This is a genomic window from Eudoraea algarum (assembly GCF_050589645.1).
Classification (GTDB): Bacteria; Bacteroidota; Bacteroidia; order Flavobacteriales; family Flavobacteriaceae; genus JBNGOQ01.
Genome location: NZ_JBNGOQ010000004.1, coordinates 254,075 through 278,107, shown reverse-complemented (window position 1 = coordinate 278,107; position 24,033 = coordinate 254,075). Strand labels below are relative to the sequence as shown.

28 protein-coding genes are annotated in these 24,033 nt (G+C 45.2%); 23 read left to right on the top strand and 5 right to left on the bottom strand.

Going from position 1 to position 24,033, the window contains the following annotated elements:
* Positions 1–161: 161 nt before the first annotated feature.
* The 5 genes from ACRD67_RS16345 (at position 162) to ACRD67_RS16325 (ending at position 4,441) form a co-directional block, all read left to right on the top strand.
* Entirely contained in the window at positions 162–1,478 is a 1,317-nt protein-coding gene (locus ACRD67_RS16345; protein ID WP_430968299.1) for a tetratricopeptide repeat protein, read from the top strand.
* Positions 1,479–1,643: 165 nt separating this feature from the next.
* Positions 1,644–2,978, top strand: a complete 1,335-nt coding sequence (locus ACRD67_RS16340) for a hypothetical protein (protein ID WP_430968298.1) — start codon at positions 1,644–1,646, stop codon at positions 2,976–2,978.
* A 48-nt stretch (positions 2,979–3,026) separates the two neighbouring features.
* Positions 3,027–3,299: a hypothetical protein gene (locus ACRD67_RS16335; protein WP_430968297.1), complete on the top strand. Its 273-nt coding sequence runs from the start codon at positions 3,027–3,029 to the stop codon at positions 3,297–3,299.
* A gap of 89 nt (positions 3,300–3,388) precedes the next feature.
* A complete protein-coding gene (locus tag ACRD67_RS16330) occupies positions 3,389–3,766 on the top strand; it encodes a cupin domain-containing protein (RefSeq protein WP_430968296.1) in 378 nt (125 codons plus the stop codon).
* Between the two features lie 27 nt (positions 3,767–3,793).
* Positions 3,794–4,441 carry an L-2-amino-thiazoline-4-carboxylic acid hydrolase gene (locus ACRD67_RS16325; protein WP_430968295.1) on the top strand — a complete coding sequence of 216 codons (648 nt, stop codon included), beginning with the start codon at positions 3,794–3,796 and terminating at the stop codon, positions 4,439–4,441.
* On the opposite strand, the gene ACRD67_RS16320 is transcribed toward ACRD67_RS16325, so the two are convergent.
* Complete coding sequence (locus ACRD67_RS16320) at positions 4,442–5,152, bottom strand: hypothetical protein (RefSeq protein WP_430968294.1); 711 nt, start codon at positions 5,150–5,152, stop codon at positions 4,442–4,444.
* Between the two features lie 198 nt (positions 5,153–5,350).
* On the opposite strand from ACRD67_RS16320, the gene ACRD67_RS16315 reads away from it, so the two are divergent.
* The 8 genes from ACRD67_RS16315 (at position 5,351) to ACRD67_RS16280 (ending at position 10,627) form a co-directional block, all read left to right on the top strand.
* A complete protein-coding gene (locus tag ACRD67_RS16315; RefSeq protein ID WP_430968293.1) occupies positions 5,351–5,890 on the top strand; it encodes an STM3941 family protein in 540 nt (179 codons plus the stop codon).
* Positions 5,887–6,774 carry a hypothetical protein gene (locus tag ACRD67_RS16310; protein ID WP_430968292.1) on the top strand — a complete coding sequence of 296 codons (888 nt, stop codon included), beginning with the start codon at positions 5,887–5,889 and terminating at the stop codon, positions 6,772–6,774. Before ACRD67_RS16315 ends, ACRD67_RS16310 begins: the two co-directional genes overlap by 4 nt.
* Before the next feature lie 55 nt (positions 6,775–6,829).
* A complete protein-coding gene (locus ACRD67_RS16305; RefSeq protein ID WP_430968291.1) occupies positions 6,830–7,384 on the top strand; it encodes a DUF1697 domain-containing protein in 555 nt (184 codons plus the stop codon).
* 170 nt (positions 7,385–7,554) lie between these two features.
* Entirely contained in the window at positions 7,555–8,109 is a 555-nt protein-coding gene (locus ACRD67_RS16300) for a hypothetical protein (RefSeq protein ID WP_430968290.1), read from the top strand.
* Between the two features lie 10 nt (positions 8,110–8,119).
* Positions 8,120–9,046, top strand: coding sequence for a TolB family protein (locus ACRD67_RS16295; protein ID WP_430968289.1), 927 nt, complete (start codon positions 8,120–8,122; stop codon positions 9,044–9,046).
* Positions 9,047–9,103: 57 nt separating this feature from the next.
* On the top strand, positions 9,104–9,643 hold the full coding sequence (locus ACRD67_RS16290; protein WP_430968288.1) for a dihydrofolate reductase family protein: 540 nt from the start codon (positions 9,104–9,106) through the stop codon (positions 9,641–9,643).
* A gap of 55 nt (positions 9,644–9,698) precedes the next feature.
* The gene (locus ACRD67_RS16285; RefSeq protein WP_430968287.1) at positions 9,699–10,118 is read left to right on the top strand and encodes a DUF1801 domain-containing protein; all 420 of its coding nucleotides are present in this window, start codon (positions 9,699–9,701) and stop codon (positions 10,116–10,118) included.
* 47 nt (positions 10,119–10,165) lie between these two features.
* Positions 10,166–10,627 (top strand): hypothetical protein, encoded by a 462-nt coding sequence (locus tag ACRD67_RS16280; RefSeq protein WP_430968286.1) that lies wholly within the window; start codon positions 10,166–10,168, stop codon positions 10,625–10,627.
* Between the two features lie 103 nt (positions 10,628–10,730).
* On the opposite strand, the gene ACRD67_RS16275 is transcribed toward ACRD67_RS16280, so the two are convergent.
* The gene (locus ACRD67_RS16275; protein ID WP_430968285.1) at positions 10,731–11,927 is read right to left on the bottom strand and encodes an alpha/beta fold hydrolase; all 1,197 of its coding nucleotides are present in this window, start codon (positions 11,925–11,927) and stop codon (positions 10,731–10,733) included.
* Between the two features lie 226 nt (positions 11,928–12,153).
* Here ACRD67_RS16275 and ACRD67_RS16270 point away from each other — a divergent pair, with 226 nt between their 5' ends.
* The 3 genes from ACRD67_RS16270 to ACRD67_RS16260 are packed head-to-tail and all read left to right on the top strand — an operon-like array spanning position 12,154 to position 14,135.
* Positions 12,154–12,801 carry a class I SAM-dependent methyltransferase gene (locus tag ACRD67_RS16270; protein WP_430968284.1) on the top strand — a complete coding sequence of 216 codons (648 nt, stop codon included), beginning with the start codon at positions 12,154–12,156 and terminating at the stop codon, positions 12,799–12,801.
* The gene (locus tag ACRD67_RS16265) at positions 12,788–13,255 is read left to right on the top strand and encodes a hypothetical protein (RefSeq protein WP_430968283.1); all 468 of its coding nucleotides are present in this window, start codon (positions 12,788–12,790) and stop codon (positions 13,253–13,255) included. Before ACRD67_RS16270 ends, ACRD67_RS16265 begins: the two co-directional genes overlap by 14 nt.
* Positions 13,256–13,289: 34 nt before the next feature.
* Complete coding sequence (locus ACRD67_RS16260) at positions 13,290–14,135, top strand: alpha/beta hydrolase family protein (RefSeq protein ID WP_430968282.1); 846 nt, start codon at positions 13,290–13,292, stop codon at positions 14,133–14,135.
* An 87-nt stretch (positions 14,136–14,222) separates the two neighbouring features.
* Here the strand turns inward: ACRD67_RS16260 and ACRD67_RS16255 are convergent, their stop codons facing one another.
* Positions 14,223–14,525, bottom strand: a complete 303-nt coding sequence (locus tag ACRD67_RS16255) for an antibiotic biosynthesis monooxygenase family protein (protein WP_430968281.1) — start codon at positions 14,523–14,525, stop codon at positions 14,223–14,225.
* On the bottom strand, positions 14,479–15,447 hold the full coding sequence (locus ACRD67_RS16250; protein WP_430968280.1) for an EamA family transporter: 969 nt from the start codon (positions 15,445–15,447) through the stop codon (positions 14,479–14,481). The genes ACRD67_RS16255 and ACRD67_RS16250 overlap by 47 nt, the downstream gene beginning before the upstream one ends.
* Positions 15,448–15,526: 79 nt before the next feature.
* Between ACRD67_RS16250 and ACRD67_RS16245 the strand changes: the two genes are divergently transcribed.
* The 3 genes from ACRD67_RS16245 to ACRD67_RS16235 all read left to right on the top strand — a co-directional run bounded on the left by ACRD67_RS16245 (position 15,527) and on the right by ACRD67_RS16235 (position 17,835).
* Positions 15,527–16,132: a CGNR zinc finger domain-containing protein gene (locus ACRD67_RS16245; RefSeq protein WP_430968279.1), complete on the top strand. Its 606-nt coding sequence runs from the start codon at positions 15,527–15,529 to the stop codon at positions 16,130–16,132.
* Positions 16,133–16,216: 84 nt separating this feature from the next.
* A complete protein-coding gene (locus ACRD67_RS16240; protein ID WP_430968278.1) occupies positions 16,217–16,426 on the top strand; it encodes a CPBP family intramembrane glutamic endopeptidase in 210 nt (69 codons plus the stop codon).
* Positions 16,427–16,785: 359 nt separating this feature from the next.
* Entirely contained in the window at positions 16,786–17,835 is a 1,050-nt protein-coding gene (locus tag ACRD67_RS16235; protein ID WP_430968277.1) for a serine hydrolase domain-containing protein, read from the top strand.
* A gap of 43 nt (positions 17,836–17,878) precedes the next feature.
* Here ACRD67_RS16235 and ACRD67_RS16230 read toward each other — a convergent pair whose 3' ends face one another.
* Positions 17,879–19,072: a hypothetical protein gene (locus ACRD67_RS16230; RefSeq protein WP_430968276.1), complete on the bottom strand. Its 1,194-nt coding sequence runs from the start codon at positions 19,070–19,072 to the stop codon at positions 17,879–17,881.
* 437 nt (positions 19,073–19,509) lie between these two features.
* Between ACRD67_RS16230 and ACRD67_RS16225 the strand changes: the two genes are divergently transcribed.
* The 4 genes from ACRD67_RS16225 to ACRD67_RS16210 all read left to right on the top strand — a co-directional run bounded on the left by ACRD67_RS16225 (position 19,510) and on the right by ACRD67_RS16210 (position 23,999).
* Positions 19,510–20,358, top strand: coding sequence for a CPBP family intramembrane glutamic endopeptidase (locus ACRD67_RS16225; RefSeq protein WP_430968275.1), 849 nt, complete (start codon positions 19,510–19,512; stop codon positions 20,356–20,358).
* A gap of 79 nt (positions 20,359–20,437) precedes the next feature.
* Positions 20,438–21,544, top strand: coding sequence for a serine hydrolase domain-containing protein (locus ACRD67_RS16220; protein ID WP_430968274.1), 1,107 nt, complete (start codon positions 20,438–20,440; stop codon positions 21,542–21,544).
* Positions 21,545–21,581: 37 nt separating this feature from the next.
* Positions 21,582–22,409, top strand: coding sequence for an alpha/beta fold hydrolase (locus ACRD67_RS16215; RefSeq protein WP_430968273.1), 828 nt, complete (start codon positions 21,582–21,584; stop codon positions 22,407–22,409).
* A gap of 69 nt (positions 22,410–22,478) precedes the next feature.
* A complete protein-coding gene (locus ACRD67_RS16210; RefSeq protein ID WP_430968272.1) occupies positions 22,479–23,999 on the top strand; it encodes an agmatine deiminase family protein in 1,521 nt (506 codons plus the stop codon).
* The last annotated feature ends 34 nt before the right edge of the window (positions 24,000–24,033 follow it).

Genomic DNA, 24,033 nt, shown 5'->3' with positions numbered 1-24,033 from the left:
TCTATTGCTTTTTACACTTCCCTTGCTGGGGCATGGTTTCCTATCCCAATAACCCTCCTTGCCTATCTCTACGGTAATCTCTACTTTTATTCCATAGCTTAATTCAAAACCTCTACTAGTATGGGTCGGGACTGTTATACGTAATTATAAAAACAAAGCTCGTGAACGTCACTTTTAATCGCTCCACTAATTTTGGGACCCTTCCTTATCTGGCCCTCTGCACCCTATTTTGTATCTCTCTTATCGGTGTACAAACTACATGGGCACAAGCCATAAACAATGCGCAAAAGGGGAAAGATGGTACCCTTGTCAAACTTAGGCCCTACGAGTTTCCCGCCTACAAACAAGCCTATGGCTATACACGGGTAGACGGCAGTCAGGACGCCATTCAAAAATACTGGTCGCAGGAGGAATACAACAGCGCGGTCTCCAACCCGGATTTTGAGTTCCAAAAACTGATCTATTGGAGCGATGGCCTACAGGTAGTGACCTACGTCTACAAACCCAAAAACACGCTTGACAAACAATTTCCGGCCATTATTTTCAATAGGGGGAGCGGTATCCATAAGGATCTGGCCCCGGTATTGGTGCCCTATATGCACCGGTTGGCAAAAGAAGGTTACGTAGTCTTTGCACCCATGTACAGGCAAAGTGATGGTGCTGAAGGTATAGATGCCAATGGGGGTGCCGACCTGAACGATCTGTTGCATATGGCCCCGCTGTTAAAGTCCCTACCCTATACGGACACTGAAAACATCTTTATGACAGGAGAATCCAGAGGTGCGTTGATGACCTTGCAGGCGATCCGGGAGGGATTCCCCATGAAGGCCGCAGCTATTTGGGGCGCATTTTCCGATATTGAAAAATTGTTCAAGGCAAGTCCGCAACTCTTGGAATACGCCATAAAATATTGGGAAGGTTTCAATGGCAAAGATCCGAGCGAGGACATTAAAAAGCGTTCGGTGATCTATTGGCCCGAAAAAATCAATACACCCCTGTTGATCATGCACGGGGAACGGGACAGGGCCACGCCCGTACAACATGCCCTTGATATTGCCCAAAGCCTGCAAGCGCATAACCGGCTGTACAGTTTGATCGTTTTTGCCGACGACAACCATATCCTCCATAAAAATCAGCTAGAGCGGGACGCTCAGACGATAAGGTGGTTTAAAAAATACAATACCGAAAGTGAGGCGAAAATTGATGCCTGGTTAAGGACCGAAGCCACGGAAAGGGAACTGAACAGGTATGGATATGCCCTGGTTGAGCGCGGACGCATTACCGATGCGATTGCGGTGTTTAAGTTGTTTGTATCCCGTTTTCCCGAGAATTGGATCCCCTATGACGGCCTGGCCGAGACCTTGGCCTTAAACGGCAATACGGGCGAAGCTATAAAAAATTATAAAATCGCGTTGAAATTGGTGCAGGACGAAAAGCAAAAAGAACGTATTCTATCCATTTTAGCAGATCTGAAGTAAAAAAGGCCGGCCACGTTCCAAAATCCACAGCACCCGTTAAAAAGCTATGATTATTGCCCATATATTCCTATCTTGAGGAGTTGCCTTGCCCCTACTTCCCCATGAAGACCTGCTGAGGGAACATTTGCTGTTCCAAGAAGACCAGATTAACTTAGAACACATCATATGGTTGGTGCTCAGTTGTTGCAAAGGGCCAGGTTTAAGAGGATCCGGGGATGGGTCAAGGTCTCCTTTAAGCAATGGGCCCATCTGGCGATATTGGCATCTGTACTTTTCTTGATTCCGGCAACACTGAGCGGCCAGGTCAAAAAGGTGTTTATAACCGATTACTTTCATCTGCATTCCGACTATTCGGATTCCGAACTACACTTTGACCTGTCGGCGCATTTTGAGCAGCCCCAATGGACCTCCCTTCTCAACGATAGGGCCATCGCCCTGATCCGCGAAAAATTCCCCTTGGCAGAAATCAGCTATTACGGCGGTACCGGTTTTAGCTATCGGTTCAGCAAGGGGGTACTGAATTTTGATGTCATAAATCGCAAGGATGCGGATTACTTTGTCAAAATACATAGCGAATTGGCCGTTGCAGCCGGCCAATCGTACAGAAATCCGGGCCCTAATTTTACCAATTATACCATGCTCCTTGAGGTCAGGATCGAAAATGCCAAGGGTAAAAAGATCTTTCGCAAGACTACACGACTGCCCTTCCAGATCAGGCGGCCCAATCATTTGCACGGACTAGGGATCCGTCTGGCCGATGTTGAAAGCATGTGTCTGGATGCCCTGAATGCGGCCTTTAAGGGCCAAAGGCGATTGGAAAAACGCATCGTAAGGAACGAGAGAAATTCATCTTACGCGGCTTTCCTCTCCGAATCGGATTCCTTTACACTGGTGCACGACCCCAAGGGCCAATTTTGGCTGGGCGAGCGGTTTGTGAACGGCACGTACCAGCTCGTAGACCAGCAGCAGAAAGTGCTCGGTTCAGTCAAAATTACCGGGACAAGGGCCCAACCAGAATTTACGGAGGTCATTGGCCTTGATATCAGCGACCGCTTAAAACAGACCAGCAAGCTCAACAACACCATTAGTGATGAGAACTTCACGGTCCTGTCCGGCTTGGATACCGATCTGGATTATGAATTTGAGACGAAAAACTTTGAAATACCCCGTGTGGTCGTATGGAAAGGAAAAGACCTGGTGGGCAAATTTGAATTGCTGGAACCCGAAAGGTTTGTAGGAGATTATAAAGGGGAAACATACAGGGTTGACCTCAACCATAGCATCGGTCTGTTCCAGTTGTTCCATCAAGGGGAACTGAAGGGCATAGTTCAGCTAGGGCCCTACCTAAAGGAGGACAAGAAGTATTTTGATATCGTCCACTTCAAAAAGGGGATGGTGGAGACGGATCAAGGGAAGCTGCTCAATCTTTATTTTTTTGCGCGTATGGCCCATCATATTGCTTCAATCGCCGCCGAAAAAGCCCGGGAGGAAGATGAATAGGGATAATATTCCGATATTGTTTATTGTTCACTACTTAAATTACAAATCATGGAAAATACCAAAACCCAAGAATTGGCGGCCTTATTGGAAAAAACGGGGCATGCCCATCACCAGGCATTCATAAAAACGGATGGTGTAGATCCCGAATGGGCGCTCTGGTACGCTGCCACTTTGGAAAAACCCCTGTCCAGTCTGCTAAACAAACCCTTTACACAGAGCAAGATCATCTATGAACTTGTACGGCTCGAAGAAACCGCAGACGTCAGCAATGCGCTCTGGCCCCAGGTCTATGCAAAGGACCTGGTTGAAAAATATGGATAGTTCTTTTGGAAACTAGGTATGGATGGAGTGTGCGAACGGATTTCCAGATCAAAATCAGGTCCGAACCCTTATAACGAATTAAAAATACCATGGATAAAAAGTACGATTACAAGCAATTGATGAACGTGAAATACGGTCACCATGAAGTGATCGACGTGCCGGACATTATACAAAACTGCACGGATAAATGGTTTAACCAAACACTGACCAAGGTCAACAACAGTGTCGTGAGAATTGGCATTGTTGAGGGCGACTATCATTGGCACAAACACGATGACGATGATGAGTTTTTCTTTGTTTTGAGCGGTAAATTATATATTGATCTGAAGGATAAGACCATTGAGCTGAATCCAAATGAGGGCACCACCATTTCCAAAGGTGTACTGCACCGGCCAAGGGCGCCTAAAAAAACAGTGATGCTAATGGTTGAGACCGATAGTATTGATCCCGTGGGAAATGAAGAATAGCTACGCTTTAGGGCAGGAGCCAAAAAAATGAGCACAATAGTAGGAAAATACAAACTGAATTGGGTGGAGAAAAGCTTTATGCGGGCATTTCCCCGTAGCATCCCCGCTTTGGATAAAACACTGTTGCCAAAACTCCGGGAGTCCTTTGCCCGTGTTTTTGAAAACGAAAAAGAACACATTACCGATCGGCAAAGTCAAACGCATTACATCATGTGTGCCTATGTACTGGCCGCACATCAACTGTTGTTAGCTCAAGGGGTCAATCCAGAAAAGAGCATGGAGGCGTTGACCCAAAGTTTTGGACAATTCGGTGCCGGATGGGTCAAATGGTCCATGCGAATCGCCATTCGGTTTCGCATATACACCAGAAAATATTTGGAATCCAACACCCTTAAGACCATACGGGCCAGATACGGCAACACCTTTTCTGTGCAGGAAGAAAAGGAAAGGGACAGCTATACCCTGGTGGTGCACAAATGTGGGTACCACGGTTTCTTTTTGCGGCATGGGCACCCGGAACTAACGCCCATCTTCTGCCAATGGGACAATATTTGGTCCCAGGAAATAAATACAAGAAGGAGCGGGATTAATTTTAAAAGGCCCACCACCATTGCGGAAAACAAACCACATTGCCGCTTCGAATTCCACTTCGAAAAACCACAATCCCGGGACTGACTATCCCGGAGGTGCAAACAGTTCGGCATCCAGGGCATCGTTAAAGCCATTGAGGGACACCATTTCATAGGTAAAGGCACCATTATTGTAGACCGCCCAGGCCGGATGGTAAAGGTTGCCGTATTTCTTTAAGGGGCCAAAGGTGTACTTGTATTGTTTGGTCTCCCAGACCAAGGGTTCGTTCCTTGCATTCACAACAATGGTCCCCCCTGCTTCCCCCTTGTAGTAGATATCCAAAGCCGTGCCTCCCCGTACGATGCTCTCCCCGATCCTGAGTTCATAGTCGACCGAATTGTTGGCAATGGCCCGCAACAGTCTATAGATATTATAGGGACCTCTTTTCAGGGCATTCTCTAGGGAACTTTCATTGCCCTGGGAGAGTTCCCCGTTGAGCAGGGACCAATACCCGTGAGCTTCACTGTAGGCCCTTGTCCGGTCAAAAACTTCGCTTTTCATGCGTACCCAGGAGCGTATTTCCACGAGGTCTATGATCTCGTCCTCTACATAGGATTCCCGATTTACCGGGTGCCATACGTGCTGGAACTTTACATAGGTCATGTTCTTCCACAGGGACGCGCCTCCCATGCGCTCTACCATACCGTTGGCATGTGCAAGGGCCGCTTCGGAACCTTGAAGACCAGTGTCTTGGGCCTTGCCTTCAACCAAGACTAAGCTGAACACAACGCTTACCAGCAAACAAAAATTTCTCATGATTTTCTTTTTTTAAGTCCGACTTTGATTGACGATTTCTATTATCTAAAATAGCGTATTCTTTTGATCTACTCTACACTGGCTAAAGGAATTAAGTACCGCTTTTCCATATTCCATCACTTTGGGTATGATTTCCAAGGCATATTTTCCGATATTGGTGATTGATTATCGGTCGAAATCAAAACGCGCAAAAAAAACATGGATAGCATCGAGATTTATACCAGCAAGAAGAAATCAATCCTATTGGTAATTGGCTCCATTGCCTTCGTTGCCCTGGGAGTGTGGTTGCTTATGGAGGCCGATAATTTAAGTGGATGGAGAGCAAGGAATCCCATGGTCACCAAAGGCATCGGTTTGGCCTCAATGCTATTCTTTGGCTTTGGAATGATCGCGGGCATCAAAAGGTTGATAAAATCCGAGATTGCCCTGATCATCGGTCCCAAAGGAATCAGTGTAAATCCGAAAAAACTGCCCTATGAGTTTGTTAAATGGGAGGATATTCTAGAGTTTGAGGAAATTAAGATCCACAGCACAAGAATCCTTATTATCGGAGTAAAAAATCCTGAACATTGGGTAGAAAAAGAAACCCATGGGATACGAAAAAAACTAATGCAATTTAATGTAAACAATTATGGTTCTCCCTTCAATATTGGGGCATCTGGACTTCAAATCAGTGCTAAGGAACTGAAAGAAACATTACAGCGTTATTTTGAAAAGTATAAAAACAACAAGCTATGATTTTAGTGCGCCTGTTTTTTATACTGCTTATCGTGGGACCCGTGGCCCTGGGCATTTATAATCTGTTTCGGTACCGCAAACTAGCCACCCCCAAGACTTCCAATTTTTTCCCTGCACTACTAAATTCCGCAGTGCTGTACGCCCTGGCCTATAACCTAATTTACTTTCTTCAGGAACTCTTCTTGGTCCTAGGGAAAAAAGCCCTGGGCCTCGAAGCCTATCTATACCACAACAATCACAATTGGGTGGGAGAACATCCCATGACCTCGCTGATGCAGGGCTCCGGTGCCCTGGCCATTTTTATTATTGGGATACTATGCCTTGTTGGCCTATCCCTGTTTAAGGACTCCAAAAGTAGTTGGCGGGCTTTTATGCTCTGGATGGCCTTTCACGGATTAATACAGTCCCTGTCGCAGGTTATGGTGGCCTTCTTTGCCCCAACTACCGATATGGGGCAGGCATTGGTAGGCTATCTGGACATAGGCCAAACGGCATTGGCAGGCTTTTCCATGATCAGCATGATCGTCATTGCCTTATTGAGCGCATGGTTTACCAGACCGTTTTTGAAACTCGCGCCTTTGGAAGCGGAAAACGACCATCCAAAATTCAGATTAAAATACACCCGGTATACCGCCTTTGGCGCGGCCTTTTTGGGGTCCATATTGATTGTCCCCTTTAAAATACCGCCTATAAATCAGGGTTTATCACCCTTTTTGTTGCTTGCTTTTTCGGTTTCCTGGCTTTGGTGCGCCTCCCCCTACATCAAAAACATAAAAGCTACCCCCAACCGCATAAACAATCGAATACAATGGACCCCCATCATACTCTTGCTTGTTCTTTTATTGTGCTTTAGATTTGTATTGGCCCCAGGTATAAAATTTTAATGACACCTGTGGCAAGCTTAGGCCATACCAGAAGCCACAAATAAAAACAAACAGCATGGACCCCAAAAAAACACCGAAAACCTTTGTCGCTTTCTTGCGGGGCATCAATGTGGGCGGACATCATAAGGTGCCCATGGCCGATCTTCGCCAGGAAATGGAAAAGCTAGGGTTCCAGAAGGTAGCGACCCTATTGAATTCTGGCAACATCATCTTTGAAGCCCCTACACATAAGCCCGAGCATCTGGAAAAAACAATCGCTGACCATTTGGAGCAGGTCTTTGGTTTTCCCATCCCTACCCTGGTGAGATCGGCCAAGACCCTTGAACAGTTGTACAAAGAAAATCCCTTTCAAAAGATGGAAGTTACCAAAGACATTCGCCTGTACGTCTCTTTTCTGAAAAACGATCCCGCTGTGGAACTGGACTTGCCCTGGGCCAGCGCGGACCATTCTTATAGGATTCTTGATGTCCGGGACAAAACCATCCTTAGCGTGTTGAACCTGGCTGTTTCCAACACCCCCAAGGCCATGGAAGCCTTGGAGCAATTTTTTGGAAAGGAGATCACCACCAGAAATTGGAAGACCGTGGAACGGGTCGTAAAAAAATTATAGTCGGGTAGTCCACAAGGTTAATTATTTGATTCCCACCCCTTAGGACCGAGGTTAAATCCTTAACTTTAGTACGCTGTCTGGCTTTCTTAAGATAACAAGAGTAGTCCCGGTAAAATAGCAACAAAAAGAAGCTGTTCTGACCGAACATCTTCCTACTAAATTAAGTTCATATGAAACTCCATATTAAATTTCACTCCTTTGGCCGTTTCCATAGAAGTTCAAGGGTTTTGGGCCTGATATTGCTTTTAAGCTCCCTGAACGTTTTTGCCCAACAGACGGATGCCAATGCGCATGTGAGTGATCCGGAAAACCTGGTACGGCATCTGTATGATCAGGTGACCTTTCCCGCTGGGGAAACCCCGGATTGGGCCTATGTCAGAACCCTGTTCGTTCCAGAATCTACCGTGCACATGAGGGTCTCAAAAAACGAAACCGCCCAATTGTCCCTCGAGGGATGGGTGCAGGACTTTGAAAACTTTATCCAGACGGCCAATATTGAAACAACGGGCTTTGAGGAAAAGATCGTTACTATGAAAACGATGGTTTTCGGTGATATTGCCCATATACTGGTCCTGTATACCTCCTATATCCCTGGCAAAAGTAAAGCACCGCGGGAAGGCGTGGATAGTTTTCATTTGATCAGGAAAGAAGGACGGTGGTGGATTGTTTCCATCCTTAACGAGATTCCCACACAGGACAGGCCAAAGCCCCAGGTGTTACATTAAAAAAGTGAGGATGCGTAAAGCGATGTTTTTTATTTTGCTCCTTCCTTTCTGCTCCGTGGATGCACAGGAACTAAAGGGAGATTATTTGGGTCAGACGCCTCCCGGCGCCCAGGCCAAACTGTTCCATGGGGGCGGACTGGTGAAACATGAAAACAAGGAGAAAAGGAGCTTTAACCTTGCCTTCTCCCCTGATGGAAAAGAGCTTTTTTTCTCCTATTATAAGGCCACTAAAGAAATTCCCCATCCCACCTATGAAATAAAGACTTTTAAACAGGTCAATGGGCAGTGGACCGGGCCGGAGACGGCACCGTTTTCAGGTAAATTTTCTGATGTGGACATCAATTACAGCCCGGACGGCAATTTTATTTTCTTTGCCTCGGACAGGCCACAGCCACGTTCATCGGGACTTGACATTTATTATGCCGTTAAAACCGGAAATGGTTGGTCCCAACCCATTTATGCGGGTACCGAGGTCAACACCCCCTATGGCGAGGTGTATCCTTCGGTATCGACAAAGCGCAACCTTTTCTTTCGTTCATCGCGTCCTGGTGGTTTCGGCGAGGACGATCTGTATCGGGCAGCATGGGTCAACGGCAATTTTATAGAGGTAAAAAATCTTGGCCCAAACGTAAATACGAAATATGGGGAGAGCAATGCGGTAATTGCCGCCGACGAACGTTATATCCTGTTCTGTTCCGCAAGATCAGCCGATGGCGTAGAACAAATTTACGTCTCCTTTCAGACCGGGGACAATGTTTGGACCCAGGCCGTGGCCCTAGGCCCCGAAGTAAATACCAAAGCTGGGGCGGGAGCACCTACACTTTCAAGTGATGGCAAGTATTTGTTCTTTAAAAAAAGGGCCGAACCCGTACGTGGTATTTACTGGATCAGTACGGAAATTATTGAAGCTGTAAGACCTAAGGAAATAAAAAGGTAAATGCTGTACCATTTTCCACCAAGGTTTGAGCGAGTTTTGTAATCTAAATCAAGAGTTATGGAAAAAAGGAATATGGTATTTATCGGAACCAGCCTGGATGGGTACATCGCCGACAAGGATGGTGGGCTAGAATGGCTACAGGCCGTCCCCAATCCCGACCAATTGGACTTGGGTTATAACAGTTTTATCGCACAGGTGGATGCCCTGGTCATGGGACGCACCACCTTTGAGACCGTATGTGGCTTCGATATGGAGTGGCCCTACAAAATTCCGGTGTTCGTGATGAGCAGAACGCTACAGACGGTCCCGGAAAAGTATCGGGACAAAGCAACACTGCTGCATGGACCACTGCAGCAAGTCTTGGGACAGCTACATAAAAAAGGGTATGGCAAATTATACATTGATGGGGGTTCCCTCGTGCAAAGTTTTCTGCGGGAAGACCTGGTCGACGAGCTGATCATCACCAGACTGCCCATCGTCTTGGGAGGCGGCACCCCGTTGTTTTCAACCCTGCCCGAAGCACTGCAATTTGAGCACGTCAAAACGGAGGTGCTGTTGGATGAAATCGTACAAAGCCGTTACAAACGAAAAAGATAAGGGAGGTGTATAGGTACAAATTTAGTACCTTGGAAAAGCTTAAAAAGCGATAGAAATGAATCTGACCAAAACCTTCAAGATCGAGGAAAAGCTCGACGCCTATCCGAAGCACGTGCGTCAAAAATTGATGCGGCTTCGGCAACTCATCCTGGAGACGGCAGCGGAAACGGAAGGAGTCAATACCCTGGAGGAAACGTTAAAATGGGGAGAGCCCAGTTATCTCACCAAAAACGGAAGTACTATACGCATCGATTGGAAGGAAAAGAAACCAGATCAGTACGCGATGTACTTCAAATGTACGAGCAAGCTGGTGCCCAGCTTCAGAACCATCTACAAGGAGGTGTTCACCTTTGAAGGCGATAGGGCTTTGGTCTTTAAGATGGATGATACCCTTCCGGAAACCGAATTAAAAAAATGTATTGCGGCGGGTTTAACCTATCACAAGGTAAAACACCTGCCCCTACTGGGCTTATGACAAATCATACCACTTACCTCACTAACAAAACAAACACTATTCAAAAAATGAAAAAAAACGTTCTACTCCTTGCACTATTCGTTTGTTCCTGGAATCTTTGGTCCCAGGACCAGGGCTCTTGGGAACTGGTGTACCACAATGACAAGTCGGGAAAGGCCCTCGTCGGGGATATACAGACCTTGATCGAGGACGTACGAAAAGGGGAACGTGTCAGGATATACTGGTTCTTTCAGCATCCCACTGACAAAACCATCAAGGTAGAGCACCTTACCGAGGCCAAGTTCCTTACCGTTCTGAGCGATTCGGTGGTACTGGCCCAAATCGACCCGATCATTGGGCAGTCGCCCGACTTCGTTGCCCAGCGCATCGATTTAAAGGAGAATTTGGAATGGTCCTTTATCGCGGCGAGCAACGGCAAATGCGATACCATGACCAGAAATAGTGCCACAGGCGAAATAGTGGAACACAGGCCCCGGGCCTTTGAGATCAAATGGTTTGTGAGGAAATAATCGGATCAATGATGGCCATACCACACCGTCTTTTCGTTCTTTCTGAAAATTCTCCCCTCTCCAACCCAGAATACGATCTTTAAGCAAAGCGCGTGCAATGACTCTAGGAGTTATTTACACGGTATTGAAGTGGCGTTATTTTGTATTTACGTTTAAAAGCAACTGAAAAATTATTGGAATATTTATAGCCTACCTGTTCCGAGATGGATGAAATAGTTTCCTTGGGGTCCATTAAAAGTCTGCACGCGTTCCGGAGCCTCACGTCCGTTAAATAACGTATTAGTGGGCTATTGAACAATACTTTGAACCCGACCTTGATCTTATAATCGTTGATGCCAAAATTTCTTGAAATATCTTTAATGGATATTTCCCTTTGAAAGTTGTTTTGCAAATAATCCCGTATGGCATACAGGGCAAAGATGTCCTCAACGTTCAGGATGTCCAGTTTTGGATTGTTTATCGCCTTACCATCATTTAAAAAGGTATGCATGGCAACGATCTCCTTTCGCTTGGTGCTAAACCACGGGAAATGATCTTTTCCCTCATGTACCAATAATTGGGAATGGGGTATATTTTCATGCAAATATTCGCTATGGGAACATGCTATCAAAGCGTCTCCCTTTCTGTGCATGATCAAAGTAGGCGCCATAATCTTATCCAAACAATCGCGAACGTCTATTTTCGTATTCATTTCATAGAACACCTTGGCCGTGTTGGGGCTAGCACTTCTTCGAAGAAACTTTGACCATTGATCCTGGGCGATTGGATCGTCTTTCGCACTTGGAGCCATTAAATTTAAGCCAACAGGCCCTCCCCAATCCCGGAAAATAGCATGCTTGATCTTATCATGGAGTTCCTTTGACAATCCATAAAGGTAGTCGCCACTTTTTGTCCATTTTGAAAAACTGCCGATCAATATTAGTTTGTTCACTTTTTCCGGATGGTAGGCTGCCAGGTGTATGGCAAGAGGTCCTCCTTCGGACAATCCTATAAAATTTGCCCTTTGGATACCTATGGTAGACATCACGATCTGTAGATCATATGCCCTTTGCTCAATATCGGGCAAATCATTTTCATTGACCGTATCCGATAAACCGGTTCCCCGCTTGTCAAAAATCACCAGCGTACTGATGGAGGCCAAATATCTGAGCCAGGCCGATAATTGTGGAATATTCCAGGTCTCTTCCACATTGGTTACCCAGCCCGGAATTAAAATCAGGTATTCCGGCCCATCTCCCAGTAGCTGGTACGCAAGATTTATGCGCCCGCATTGTGCATATTTGGTTTCAGGAACAAACATAAAGGGTAAAATTAAGCATTATACAAATCCCATAAAATTCCATAAATATTAAAATCCTTTTTACATAAATCATAATACGGATGGCAGATACGGATACCCCACTTTTCAAAATACTTTTGAAGAAAAATTGCGCCCATGAGCCCAACAATCCCAGAAATAGGGTGCAACTTCCTTAAGGAGTTGTCACGGGTGAACCAAGGGAGAAATCAGTACCAAATGATGTCATATGAAAAAGGATAAATCAAAAAATACGGGAAATCCCGTCCGTGGAAGAATAAACGCATGGATGTTCCACCTACTCGATGGTTACTCGCATTACCTCTATAGCAATAGGAAAAGGAAACTATTTGGGGAATTGCCCCTGACCCTTGTTGAAATAGGCCCGGGTGCCGGTGCCAACATCAGGTATTTGCAGCAAAAATCACAGCTTATTGCCATTGAACCCAATGAATACATGTATCGGCGGCTACAAAACAAGGCAGAGAAGTACAATATTGACCTGGAGATTAAACCCAACATGGCAGAGCGGATAGATCTTGAAAGCAATTCCGTTGAGGCCGTAATAAGTACGCTCACCCTTTGTACCATCGCTGACAACAAAAAGGCATTGAACGAGATCAAAAGAATTTTAAAGCCCGGTGGCAAATTCTTTTTTTTAGAACACGTAGGCGCTAAAAAAGGCTCTTTGTTGAGAGGTATCCAAAAATTGGTTCACAGGCCGTGGTTTTGGTTTTTTGAAGGTTGTCATACGCATAAGGATATAGCCCAGGGCATAGGCGAGGCAGGGTTTTCAGAAGTGCACATGGAAGATTTCAATATGTATTCTCCATTTGTCCCTATTACCCCCCAAATATCAGGTTATGCGGTTAAATAATATAGGACATTTGCAAGGGAAGGTACCCAGTCTCTTTTTTGCCTTCCTCCCTGTCATATTTTGTTGTTTCCTGCTATTGATCCTGTCCTCCTGTTCGGACAGTCACAGGGATAGCATCGCCTCGGATATTATTGTAGGCAAATGGAAAATTTATAGGCTATTTGAATCCGATATCGAAGTGGATATAAGTTTATGCGATGCAACATGGATCGTAGAATTCAAGGCCGACAAATCTATTGACAGCTATCATTCGGATCCTCAAAATTATCCTGACGAATGTCCGCCAAAAATCTCCCAAGCAGGTTGGAACTGGATGCATAGAGGCAATAACCACTATGAAATAAGATATTTAGACGAGCAAGGGGAAATTGATATTTTTTATAAGGACAAGGGTCACCTGGTCAGGGAACTTCACAATGGGACTACAATAGTCGTTTACGAATCCTATAGATAGCTTCGCCATGTATGTACAGCTTAATTCAAGTGATATGAACATAAAACTCAAAAAAGAAAACAGAAATGTCAATTGTGCCATATGGAATAATTCGCAAAGTAACGACGTACTAATCATTGCACCGGGAATAGCCATTTCTGGTTGGCATTACCGGGCAATGGCCGATTATTTTTTTAACAAGTGCTACAGCGTCATCATCTTTGACTATTTTGGAATGATCCATTCAAAAAAAACCTCCCTGATCAACACTATTAAATTATGTGATTGGGGACGTAAGGACATCAATATGGTGATTGCATATGCCCTTAAGGAATTTCCGGGCCAGAAACTTTTTTTTCTTGGGCACAGTATTGCAGGTCAGTTATTTCCGTTGGCAAAAAACAGTTCAAAGGTTACCGCCGCTTTTTTGGTAGCCTCACAAAATCTTTCCCAAAGAAATTGGAGTGGCTTGCCCAAGCTAAAAGTATATCTGTTATGGCATCTGATCATCCCCTTTTTTGTGAACTTCTTGGGCTACCTTCCGGGGGTGGCATATGGGGGTAAATATGATTTGCACAAATCAATAGCGACCGATTGGGCCAAATGGGGCAAGAGCAAATTGGGCTTGCTCAGCGTAGTGAAAGATGCCAAGTTGAAATATAAAAATCTGGACGTCCCTGTTAAATTTTTGAGCTTTTCAGACGATGCACAACTGGCGCCCCTTAAGGCCGTAGAACATCTGTACGATTCGTATGGCTCCACCCGTAAAAGTCATGAACATATATGCCCTAAGGAGGTGGGTCTTGAAGCCATAGGACACTTTAATTTCTTTAAAAAAGACTATTCCAAGCTCTGGACAAAGATAGATTCTTGGTTTGATCAGGTCAATTACCCCCAATAGCAATGTTATCTGGCGCTCGTCATGGGCAAACTTGAAAAAAAGACTTCAATACGGTATCCCCTGCCCCCAGAACCCAAATCTGGATAATCAGTACTGAAATGTCTCATAGTGGGAGACATGCTCCTCGAACTCCAAAAGATATTTTTTGTCGTCAGGATAGTATCTTGCCCTTTCAAAATCATTACCGGCAAATTTCTTGATATCCTCGTACGAATCCCATTCGGTTACCGTTAAAAAATGGCAAATATTCCCCTCAATCCTTCTCAGGAGTTTTGCCGACAGATTCCCATCCACTTTTTTATAGTCCGAAAGACCGGTATCCTCAACGTATTTTAAATATTCATCAGCATGTTTTGCCTCGGTTATTCCGTGCCATATTCTTGTTATCATAATAATTGCTTTTAGATTTATATAGATTGATTAGTAATACGCCCAAAAATATTATACCGAGCCCAAGGAGTCTCTGTAACGAAATGTTTTCGCCCAGTACATACCAGCCCAGAAGGATGGCCACAGCAGGATTAACATAAGTATATGTCCCAACGAGCGTAGTGGGCATAATACCAATAAGCCATACATAGGCCAAATAGGCAAAAATAGACCCGATTAGGATAAGGTATAACAATCCAAAAAGGGCACTTGCGGAGATCTCCTGCCATTTTACAAGCTGTGGCTCTCCCATAAGGAAGCCCGAAAAAAGAGCCAGTAAGCCAACCACAAATAGTTGGATGCCGGCAGTCATTTTTGTACTAGCCTTGATCGTCATGTATTTGGTATAGAGCGAACCCATAGAGAAAAGTACAACACCGCCAAGTGCAATAACAAAGGCTATGACGGGTACGTCCTTGTTCGTCTGTAATAGTTCCTGATCCTTAAAAAGGAATAGTACTCCGGAAAAACCGATCATCAGGCCTGTGAGAAGTTTGGGGTTGGAAAAATGCAGGGACCATTTTTTTCTGTCCAGCAACACAAGCCATATGGGCAAGGAGGCCCAAATAATAGCGGTAAGACCGGTACTCAGATATTGCTCCACCCAAATCACCGAGCCGGACCCAAAAAATAACAGGAGGATTCCGGCTAAACAAATGGGCAATAGCTCCTTGGCTTCCGGAAAAGGCTCTCCTTTCCATCTACACCAGATCAACAATAGGGATCCAGCAAGGAAAAATCGAATTCCGGCCAATAGGAACGGAGGAAAATCCCTAAGCGCCAAGGCTATGGCCAGATATGTGGTGCCCCATCCCAGATAGATTCCCAGGAAGGCAAAAATCAACTTCCAGTTGAACGCGCTATTTTGTCGGAATACTTTCAATCGTTATCTTTACCTATAAAATTAGTTTAGAGCGTAAAAATATTTAATTTTACCATTAAAACAAATTTAAATAGTAAAAATGTCGCTGCCAGATAAAATTCGGTTCGATGGAGGCAAGCTCTGTTTGGATTATGTCAATACCATCCACGATAGGTTTGAAAGACCGCTAAGGGATTATTTGCAAACCCCGGATGACCTGATCAGATGGTCGCTCCAAGCCGGTATTTTGACTACTGAAGATCATAGGATTTTGGAAAAAACGGTTTTACAAAAATCTGCAAATGCTGAAGCTTTTTTCGCTAAGGCGATCCAATTCCGCCAAGTATTGTACCGTTTGTTCCATTCCATTTCCCATGACAAAAAAGTTGAAATTGGTGACCTGGATGCCTTCAACACCTTTGTGTCCAAATCCTTTTCCATGCTTAAAATTAAACGGCAGCGTGGGAAATTCACTGAAGGTTGGAACCTTGAATCACAGGATTTACATACCATTACCTATCCCATTGTTAGGGATGCCTACAATCTTCTTTTATCTGATAAGCATTACCGAATAAGGGAATGTCCAAAATGTGGCTGGCTCTTTTTTGACAGTTCCAAAAATGGCAAGCGGCGCTGGTGTAGTATGGAAACCTGTGGTAGTAGGTCAAAGGCCAGGGAATGGTACAACAGGAGCAAAGGCACTTGATAGCAAGGTATTTCTGAAAAGAACGGATTAAAAGTTCAAACAAAACGATGGTACCCATTGGGCATATATAATCAATAATCCCATATGCCAATAGTAGTTAACGAATATATACCTTCGTGGTATACGCGCCAAAAAACAGGGAATGGACAACCCAAATACAAAAAGACATATAGGCAAGGATGTGGTGCTTCCCATAATCGCTTGGGGTATATCAGGGAAAAGGACGGCTCCATTCTCGCTGCAGTATTGCTCCACGCGATGCTCGATATGCCCTTGGTCTTTATGGGTGGGTGATGCATCGTTGGAATGTGGCAACTACTGCCCTAGGAAACTGTTTCGATAATCGTTGATTCACCAAATACGTGATGTGTTTATGAAAAACTTGATTTTTTTATTCTATATCGGTTCGATCCTTTGCTGCAGGAACGATACCCTTCCAATAGCGGAGCTTAAAAAGTGCATTGCCGCCGGTTTAACCTATCACAAAGTAAAACACCTGCCTCTGCTGGGCTTGTGACAAACATTCGCCATAGCTTATCCAAGTACATGATGGCTGTAGGTTGCCACACTTTGTTATGGTCTATAGGTTTGAAACACTTTGGGTTTTAAATCGTCATAACATAAACCATCCATCACCGTAAAATGGTAAGACCATGAACAAACTATTGCTTGCCTTGTTTTGGGTATCCCTGGCATCCGGCCATTTGTGCGCCCAAGATGCAACCGTAAAACAGGAAATTTCCACCTACCTCGAGGGGTTGGATCCAACCACCTTTATGGGTACCGTTTTAGTGGCCAAAGGGGACACCGTAATCTTTTCGGAAAGTTATGGAAACGCCAGTTGGGAGCACAACATCAAAAACAGTTCGGAAACAAAATACTTGATCGGGTCGATCACAAAATCGCACACCGCCCTGGCTATTGCCATTTTGGCAGATCAGGGAAAACTGGGTTTTGACGATCCCATATGCAATTACCTTCAGGATTGTCCCAATGCATGGAAGCCCATTACCATCCATCAATTGCTGAACCACACCTCGGGCATTGTAGACCTGATCCGTACCCAGGGGTTTTTTCAAACTATCACCCTTCCCACCACCCTGGAAAACAGCTTAAAGAGAATCCGAGACCTCCCTTTGAACTTTGAACCGGGAACCCGTTTTGAATATGGTAATTCTGGATATCTTATTGCTGCTTATATCATTGAAAATACTACTGGTATGCCTTATGACGAATTTTTGGGAAAGGCAATCTACGGCCCCTTGGAAATGCGCGATTCGGGATATGCATCTACCGGGCTGGTTCTGGAAAACAGGGCATGGGGCTATCAGGTAAAAAACGGTAAATTCCTTAGGGCGCAATACATGGACATGTCCATTCCCATTGGAGCAGGTTCACAATACGCCACGGCCAACGATCTTCTTATTCTCAACCGCGCACTTAACAGTCCGGGAAAGTTGCTCAGTGAAAAAACCGCGAAAAAAGTTTTTGATGGGGGCGAATTCGGCTATGGCTATGGCTTTTATATTGAGGAATTCAAAGGCAAAAAAGTGATTCAGCATATGGGCGACATCTTTGGTTTTGGTTCGTATCTGAGCTATATCCCCGAAGAAGACCTTTTCGTTTGTGTACTGAGCAATGTGCAGGGTGCCCCGGTAAGGGAGATCAAAGAAAAATTGGTTCAAATGACCCTGGACCGTTAAGGTCAATGGATGCATGTAGGTCGCAAAGCTAGCCGTTGACGGTTTAGAGCTCAACGCCAATGGTTTCTTTCACTCGTTTCTTGATCTTCTTTATGTTTCCTTCCCTAAATTTAGTGTCTAACAAGCAAAAATGTCTCCAGTACCCAGGATTCATGACATCCCTTCTACAAAAAGGGAATACATAATAGGTACCCGTATGTACGGCGCCAAACATATGACCCACTTCATGGGCAGGCGCTTCAAGGTCGGAATAAGACGAATTGGCCCAGGCAAAATTGTCCCCGAGAATAGCTTGTCCGGCTTTACCCGGTAAAGAGAAATCCGTCAAAAGCAATTGGAGTTCTGTAGGCTTTCTATACGCACTAAGTTCGTACCAGGCGTAATGGAACCAATCCCATAAAAATTGGCCCTCGATTGATTTATCAAAATCCCCATAGATAATCTTTCTTCCAAACTTGGAAGCATTGAAGTAGGTAGAAATATGTTTCATTGCGTGCTTTGAAACGGTTCTCAAAGCCTTTCTAGTATAAATCATGTTGTAATTTATGTCTCTGTCATTCAGTGCTTTTTTGTACGTGTATACCCGAACTCTGATTTTTCTGCGTTGTTTATTGCTGAAGGCTTTCTGCTCTAATTGTTTTAGCCCTAAGGAAGGCATGGTAACCTCATTACAAGCGGGTGAAACGCCCGACCGGTTCGAATCCTCCATGTTCCTATTGCGTTGGATATGCTCTATTACGGCATAAGGCCCGCAATCCATTAGCTTTCTGATCGCACTTCCCTTGCCAGTAAAGTCCCTTACATACTTGGATTCCGCCTGGGCGGTTTCTTTCTTGGTATGTATTGAACCATAATATTTGCCTCCCTGCTCTGGGTCGTCCCATAAAAAATAGATCTGCTGTCCTGAGTCCATGACAATACTCCCTTTGCCATCCGTTGTGGTATAATCCACGTCTGCATTGGGGTCATCTACGACATCAGCGCTCAGGCCATCGAAATTGAAACTCAGGGTATCGTTTAATACAACTTTGACATTTTCATATTTCCCGATTATTTCTTCAAAATCCAATTGGGACAGATCATCCTTGTTCAAGTTTAATATTATATTGGAATAATCGGATTGTGTATTCCCCGTGAACCCCTGCTCTGTAATTTGTCCCTTTTGGCAACTGTTGGCGAAAACCAGTAGAGCCAATAAATGGAATCTCTGTAAACGTTGTTTGTTCCACTTCATCATGAATTTATTATTTTAAAGTTTTAAAGTCGGTGTCTAAAATAGATTAACCGTATCATTGTACCAGTACTAAAAAGCTTGGGAAAACCCTAGGAGGGATTCGTTTTTACATTAAAATTAAAAGGCTAGTGCCCTTGATACGATATCGTTTTGGTCAGAGGAACTAGGCGAGAAATCAATGATAACCAATTACATGTGCAGAAGTTAAAAAAGGGAAATAGGAAGTGAAACTATTCGAGGAAATGGCACGGATCTTTTTTGTTGCCATGGGACTAGGTGATTATATATATGCGGCTTCAAAACAAGGCTAGGAAATATGATATGCCCCTAAAGACCAAATCCAACACGATGGAGCGTATAGCGCTCAAAAGCAATGCTGCAAACGGCATCCTTAGCGCGTTCATCTGCTACCTCATTTCCAACAAAAAAAAAGCTACCGAATGGACAACCCAAATACAAAAAGGCATATAGGCAAGAATGTAGTGCTTCCCGTAATCGCATGGGGTATCATCATTCTCGTTTTTTTAAACGTAAAAAACATTCCCTACGAATTTTCCGAAAAGGACGGCGTGGTGCTGCGTTATTTTGTAAAAGTTGTCATGACGATTGTATTTCCGCTGGTACTGATCCATCTTTTATATAAGAACAAAAGTGATTTTGGAATCTACTTCCCCAAGTTTTGGACCTCCTTTAAACTTTCCTTGTGGGCCTATGCCGTTGGTGGCCCGGCGGGCATGACTTTTTGGTTAATTGGTCTTCTCGGATGGGGATTTGCAGATTGGCCCGGCGCTATAACCTTGGGTGCAGTCTATCTCCTAGTGTTCTACTTTGTTACGAAGGTGGTCAAAAGTCTCCCTACCCGAAATAGCATTGCCCTGCCCAATAAAGGAACCATCGTATTTGTCCTTTTCAGTCTGGCGACGGTAATTTTTGCGTATTTTACCTATGAATACATTCCCAAGGCTTCGAAGATTCTGTATTATATATTTATCGTTGGCCTTGGTGAGGAGCTGTTGTTTAGGGGGTATATACAATCTTCCTTCAACAGCTATTTTGGCAAACCCTTTCATATCGGGAATGTCAAGTTTGGCTGGGGAATGTTGCTTTCGGCACTGCTGTTTGGGCTGATGCACGCCTTGGTCGTAGTTCCACCGGCATGGCCATGGGCATTGTTTACCTTGGTCATTGGACTCACCTTGGGGTATATCAGGGAAAAGGACGGCTCCATTCTCGCTGCAGTATTGCTCCACGCGATGCTCGATATGCCCTTGGTCTTTATGGGGGGATGATGCATCGTTGGAATGTGGCAACTACTGCCCTGGGAAACTGTTGTGATAATCGTTGATTCACCAAATACGTGATGTGTTTATGAAAAACTTGATTTTTTTATTCTATATCGGTTCGATCCTTTGCTGCAGGAACGATACCTTTCCAATAGCGGAGCGAAGCTCGGCCCGCGTCGAACTTTCCCCATCCGATCTTATTGGCAAGGTTCAGGAATACATGGATGGGCTGTGCGAAACCGATGACTTTTCTGGAACGGTCCTGATCGCCAAAGGTGATCAGGTGTTGTACGAGAAGGCCTGTGGGGAAGCTTCCAAAAGATTCCATGTCGCCAACAACTTGGATACCAAGTTCAATCTGGGCTCCATGAACAAAATGTTTACGGCCACCGCCATCATGCAACTTGTGGAAAAAGGGCTTGTTCAACTCAGCGATCCCATTGGCAATTATGTGGACGAGAGCTGGTTGCCCAAGGAAATTACCCATAAGGTCACCGTGCACCACCTCCTTACGCATACCAGTGGTCTGGGAAGTTATTTCAACAGTACCTATTGGAATGCTTCCCGTGAGCTGTACAGAAGCGTAAACGACTTTAAACCCCTGGTTCGGGGCGACACCCTAGCTTTTGAACCGGGAGAAAAATTCCAATACAGCAATACCGGGATGTTACTTTTGGGGGTGGTCATAGAAAAAGCCACAGGCCAGGACTATTTTGAATACATCCGTCAAAACATATACATCCCTGCTGGAATGGTCAATTCGGATGCCTACGAAATGGACCGGCCGGTAGAAAACCTCGCCATTGGCTATATTTCCTCATCGGACAAGGTCTTAGGGTGGGAAAACAATCTTTACAAACACGTCATCAAGGGCGGGCCAGCTGGGGGCGGGTTTTCAACAGTCAGGGATTTGCAACGGTTTGCGAATGCCCTAACAAGCGAAAAACTGGTTTCAAAATCTTCGCTGGACCTCCTTTGGAGAGATTATACAAAATCGCGCTACGGTTACGGTTTCCAGGTCAAAAAAAGCGGGGCGGGAAAAGTAGTGGGTCACGGCGGCGGATTTCCCGGCCTGAGTTCAAATCTCGATATTTTTCTGGGCAGTGGATACGTCGTGGTGGTCATGTCCAATTATGATCGGGGTGCGGTTGAAGTAAGTCGAAAAATATACCATTGGATTGAAAAATCCTAGCAACCCTTTGCCGCCGTGCATAGCTAAAAACAGAATAATGAAGACCATCCTATCCTTGTTCCTTATAATCTTCTTGGCCGAACAGAGCTATGGACAGCTTCCCAAGAAAACCGATACCGTTCGGGTAAACGATATAGACCTGTACTACGAAGTATATGGAGAAGGGAAGCCGCTGTTGCTGCTTCACGGGTGGACCCAATCTTCCCAGTTTTGGTCCGCCTACATCCCGGATTACGCCAAGACCTTTGAGGTATATGCCGTTGACCTCAGGGGGCACGGTAGAAGCACACCCCTTGCTAAGGATTTTTCAATTAAAAAAACCGCTGACGACCTTATAGCGTTGCTAGATCATCTAAGCTTAAAGAAGGTTAAGGCCATTGGCCTGAGTTTTGGAGGAATTACGTTGCTACAACTTGCAAGCTTGCACCCGAACCGGGTAGAGGCCATGGTACTCATTGGAGCCGCTCACAATTATAGCGGAAAAGACAACAACACGCTCGACGACAAATTTAATTTCGATGACCTCCCTGCACAGTTCATTGAACAGTTGAAGAAAACCCACGTCCATGGTGACCCACAGATCAAGGCGTTATTTGATCCAGAACTAAATTATGAGATTAGGCTTAGCGATGAATCGCTTAGGGCCATTAAAGCCAAAACCCTTGTCGTTTCAGGTGATAGGGATGAAATATTAGGCGTGCAGGCAGCATTTGCCCTGCATGCCCACCTTCCCCACTCAAGTTTATGGGTGCTCCCCGACCAGGGGCACATTCCAATAAACGACACCAACAGGTCCAACTTTATTGCAACAACACTGGCATTTTTAGATCCGGACAAGGAAGAAAACTCGACCGACAAAAATTGAGGCTTTTAGCAGGATATGGGTCCAGCGATTAAATCCCTGATTGCCATATAAACGTATATCTTTATGCCGATGAACCGCTTAAAAACAATAACCGTCCTCGTCGTTTTTTGGTTATGTTCCTGCTCCGGGACACCCAAGAAAGTGTTGCCGACCTTGGAGCCTAATTATTACACCCAAGCCAACCACAACAGAGTGGCGGCAGAATGGGAGCCGGCCTTGGGTACCATGGTCGTATGGCCGCTCAGTATTCCCTATAAACTGGCCGTTGAGCTGGCCAAAGATGGGCATCTGTATACCTTGGTGGTTGATGAAACAGCAGAACGGCAGGCCACGGAATGGTATAAAAGATGGGGCATGGACATGCAGCGCGTTACCTTTGTGCATGCACCCCAGGGCACCGATGCATGGTGGGTTCGGGATTGGGGCCCCAGTGCGGTGTTTACTCCCAAGAAGCAAATGAAGCTCGGGGATGGCAAATACCCCTACGCCACGCCGTTTACCGATAGGGCTTGTAATGATTCGTTGCGATTTTTGAACATGACCCCGGAAAGAAAGCGGCGTTTGGAAAATGGGGAAAAAGTGAACCTTACTGAAATTGATGACAAGGCAACCGGACCTATGGGGGAGCAACTGGGTATGGAAATTCTTGAACTCCCCTTTATCAATACCGGTGGAAACGTACTGTCCGATGGTTTGGGAACCGCCTTTTCTACCTGCGTCATTGCCAACGAAAACCGATACGACGGTATTTCCGAGAAACGCCTTCGCCAACTGAACAAAGCGCTGTTGGGCATAACCCAATACCATATCATCTCCAATTTTGAAAAATACGGTATCCAACATATCGATTGTTTTATGAAATTGTTGGACGAGGAGACCCTCTTGGTCGCTGAGCCCCCATCCGATCACGAACTCCACAATATCTATGAGAACATTGTAACCGATGAGCTGTCGCGACTCAAATCGGCCTACGGAAGACCCTATACCATCTTGAGGATCAAGACGGACAGGTACCGGGGAGAACGGCTGGCGGCCTACACCAATTCGCTTATTGTCAACAAAACGGTCTATGTTCCGTTGTTCGATATCGCACAGGATAGCTTGGCCCTAAAGCGCTGGTCGGAGGTGATGCCGGGTTATGCAATCAAAGGGTTTGCATTTCCCCTTTTGGAGGAGCCCATTACCACCCCCGAAATGAAAGCGCATTACAGGACCTATGGATGGAACCAGGGCGATGCCCTGCATTGTAGGGTCCGAGCCATATGGGACCCCGAAATGCTCTTTATGAGCCTAAAAAAAATTGACGCCAAGGACGCCAAAAACGACAAGCAACAGGTCCATGCCACTATAATCGATTATAGCCAAAAAGGCCTCGAAAAAGGAAAGGCCCAACTTTTCTGGCGGTTGCAGGGTTCCAAAGCGTGGAACGTAGTGCCCTTGGAGCAACAAACGGATTCCAATCATTTTTTTGCAGAAATTCCCGCCGACACAACCGAACATAGGGTTGAATATTATATCTCTGCTGTTTCAAAATCGGGAAGGACAGAAACCAGGCCCAAAACAGCACCCTTGGGAACCTACAGCTTTTAAGGTAGGCAATATCGTCCATCAGAGCTAGCAACTT

Bases quoted from the DNA above. Each gene is read 5' to 3' on its own strand.
- ACRD67_RS16325 (WP_430968295.1), top strand. From the start codon at position 3,794: ATGAGCACAATAGTAGGAAAATACAAACTGAATTGGGTGGAGAAAAGC.
- ACRD67_RS16225 (WP_430968275.1), top strand. From the start codon at position 19,510: ATGGACAACCCAAATACAAAAAGGCATATAGGCAAGAATGTAGTGCTT.
- ACRD67_RS16295 (WP_430968289.1), top strand. From the start codon at position 8,120: ATGCGTAAAGCGATGTTTTTTATTTTGCTCCTTCCTTTCTGCTCCGTG.
- ACRD67_RS16310 (WP_430968292.1), top strand. From the start codon at position 5,887: ATGATTTTAGTGCGCCTGTTTTTTATACTGCTTATCGTGGGACCCGTG.
- ACRD67_RS16275 (WP_430968285.1), bottom strand. From the start codon at position 11,927: ATGTTTGTTCCTGAAACCAAATATGCACAATGCGGGCGCATAAATCTT.
- ACRD67_RS16270 (WP_430968284.1), top strand. From the start codon at position 12,154: ATGAAAAAGGATAAATCAAAAAATACGGGAAATCCCGTCCGTGGAAGA.
- ACRD67_RS16315 (WP_430968293.1), top strand. From the start codon at position 5,351: ATGGATAGCATCGAGATTTATACCAGCAAGAAGAAATCAATCCTATTG.
- ACRD67_RS16235 (WP_430968277.1), top strand. From the start codon at position 16,786: ATGAACAAACTATTGCTTGCCTTGTTTTGGGTATCCCTGGCATCCGGC.
- ACRD67_RS16245 (WP_430968279.1), top strand. From the start codon at position 15,527: ATGTCGCTGCCAGATAAAATTCGGTTCGATGGAGGCAAGCTCTGTTTG.
- ACRD67_RS16255 (WP_430968281.1), bottom strand. From the start codon at position 14,525: ATGATAACAAGAATATGGCACGGAATAACCGAGGCAAAACATGCTGAT.
- ACRD67_RS16335 (WP_430968297.1), top strand. From the start codon at position 3,027: ATGGAAAATACCAAAACCCAAGAATTGGCGGCCTTATTGGAAAAAACG.
- ACRD67_RS16330 (WP_430968296.1), top strand. From the start codon at position 3,389: ATGGATAAAAAGTACGATTACAAGCAATTGATGAACGTGAAATACGGT.
- ACRD67_RS16210 (WP_430968272.1), top strand. From the start codon at position 22,479: ATGAACCGCTTAAAAACAATAACCGTCCTCGTCGTTTTTTGGTTATGT.
- ACRD67_RS16240 (WP_430968278.1), top strand. From the start codon at position 16,217: ATGCCAATAGTAGTTAACGAATATATACCTTCGTGGTATACGCGCCAA.
- ACRD67_RS16285 (WP_430968287.1), top strand. From the start codon at position 9,699: ATGAATCTGACCAAAACCTTCAAGATCGAGGAAAAGCTCGACGCCTAT.
- ACRD67_RS16230 (WP_430968276.1), bottom strand. From the start codon at position 19,072: ATGATGAAGTGGAACAAACAACGTTTACAGAGATTCCATTTATTGGCT.
- ACRD67_RS16320 (WP_430968294.1), bottom strand. From the start codon at position 5,152: ATGAGAAATTTTTGTTTGCTGGTAAGCGTTGTGTTCAGCTTAGTCTTG.
- ACRD67_RS16215 (WP_430968273.1), top strand. From the start codon at position 21,582: ATGAAGACCATCCTATCCTTGTTCCTTATAATCTTCTTGGCCGAACAG.
- ACRD67_RS16220 (WP_430968274.1), top strand. From the start codon at position 20,438: ATGAAAAACTTGATTTTTTTATTCTATATCGGTTCGATCCTTTGCTGC.
- ACRD67_RS16260 (WP_430968282.1), top strand. From the start codon at position 13,290: ATGAACATAAAACTCAAAAAAGAAAACAGAAATGTCAATTGTGCCATA.
- ACRD67_RS16280 (WP_430968286.1), top strand. From the start codon at position 10,166: ATGAAAAAAAACGTTCTACTCCTTGCACTATTCGTTTGTTCCTGGAAT.
- ACRD67_RS16265 (WP_430968283.1), top strand. From the start codon at position 12,788: ATGCGGTTAAATAATATAGGACATTTGCAAGGGAAGGTACCCAGTCTC.
- ACRD67_RS16305 (WP_430968291.1), top strand. From the start codon at position 6,830: ATGGACCCCAAAAAAACACCGAAAACCTTTGTCGCTTTCTTGCGGGGC.
- ACRD67_RS16300 (WP_430968290.1), top strand. From the start codon at position 7,555: ATGAAACTCCATATTAAATTTCACTCCTTTGGCCGTTTCCATAGAAGT.
- ACRD67_RS16290 (WP_430968288.1), top strand. From the start codon at position 9,104: ATGGAAAAAAGGAATATGGTATTTATCGGAACCAGCCTGGATGGGTAC.
- ACRD67_RS16340 (WP_430968298.1), top strand. From the start codon at position 1,644: ATGGTTGGTGCTCAGTTGTTGCAAAGGGCCAGGTTTAAGAGGATCCGG.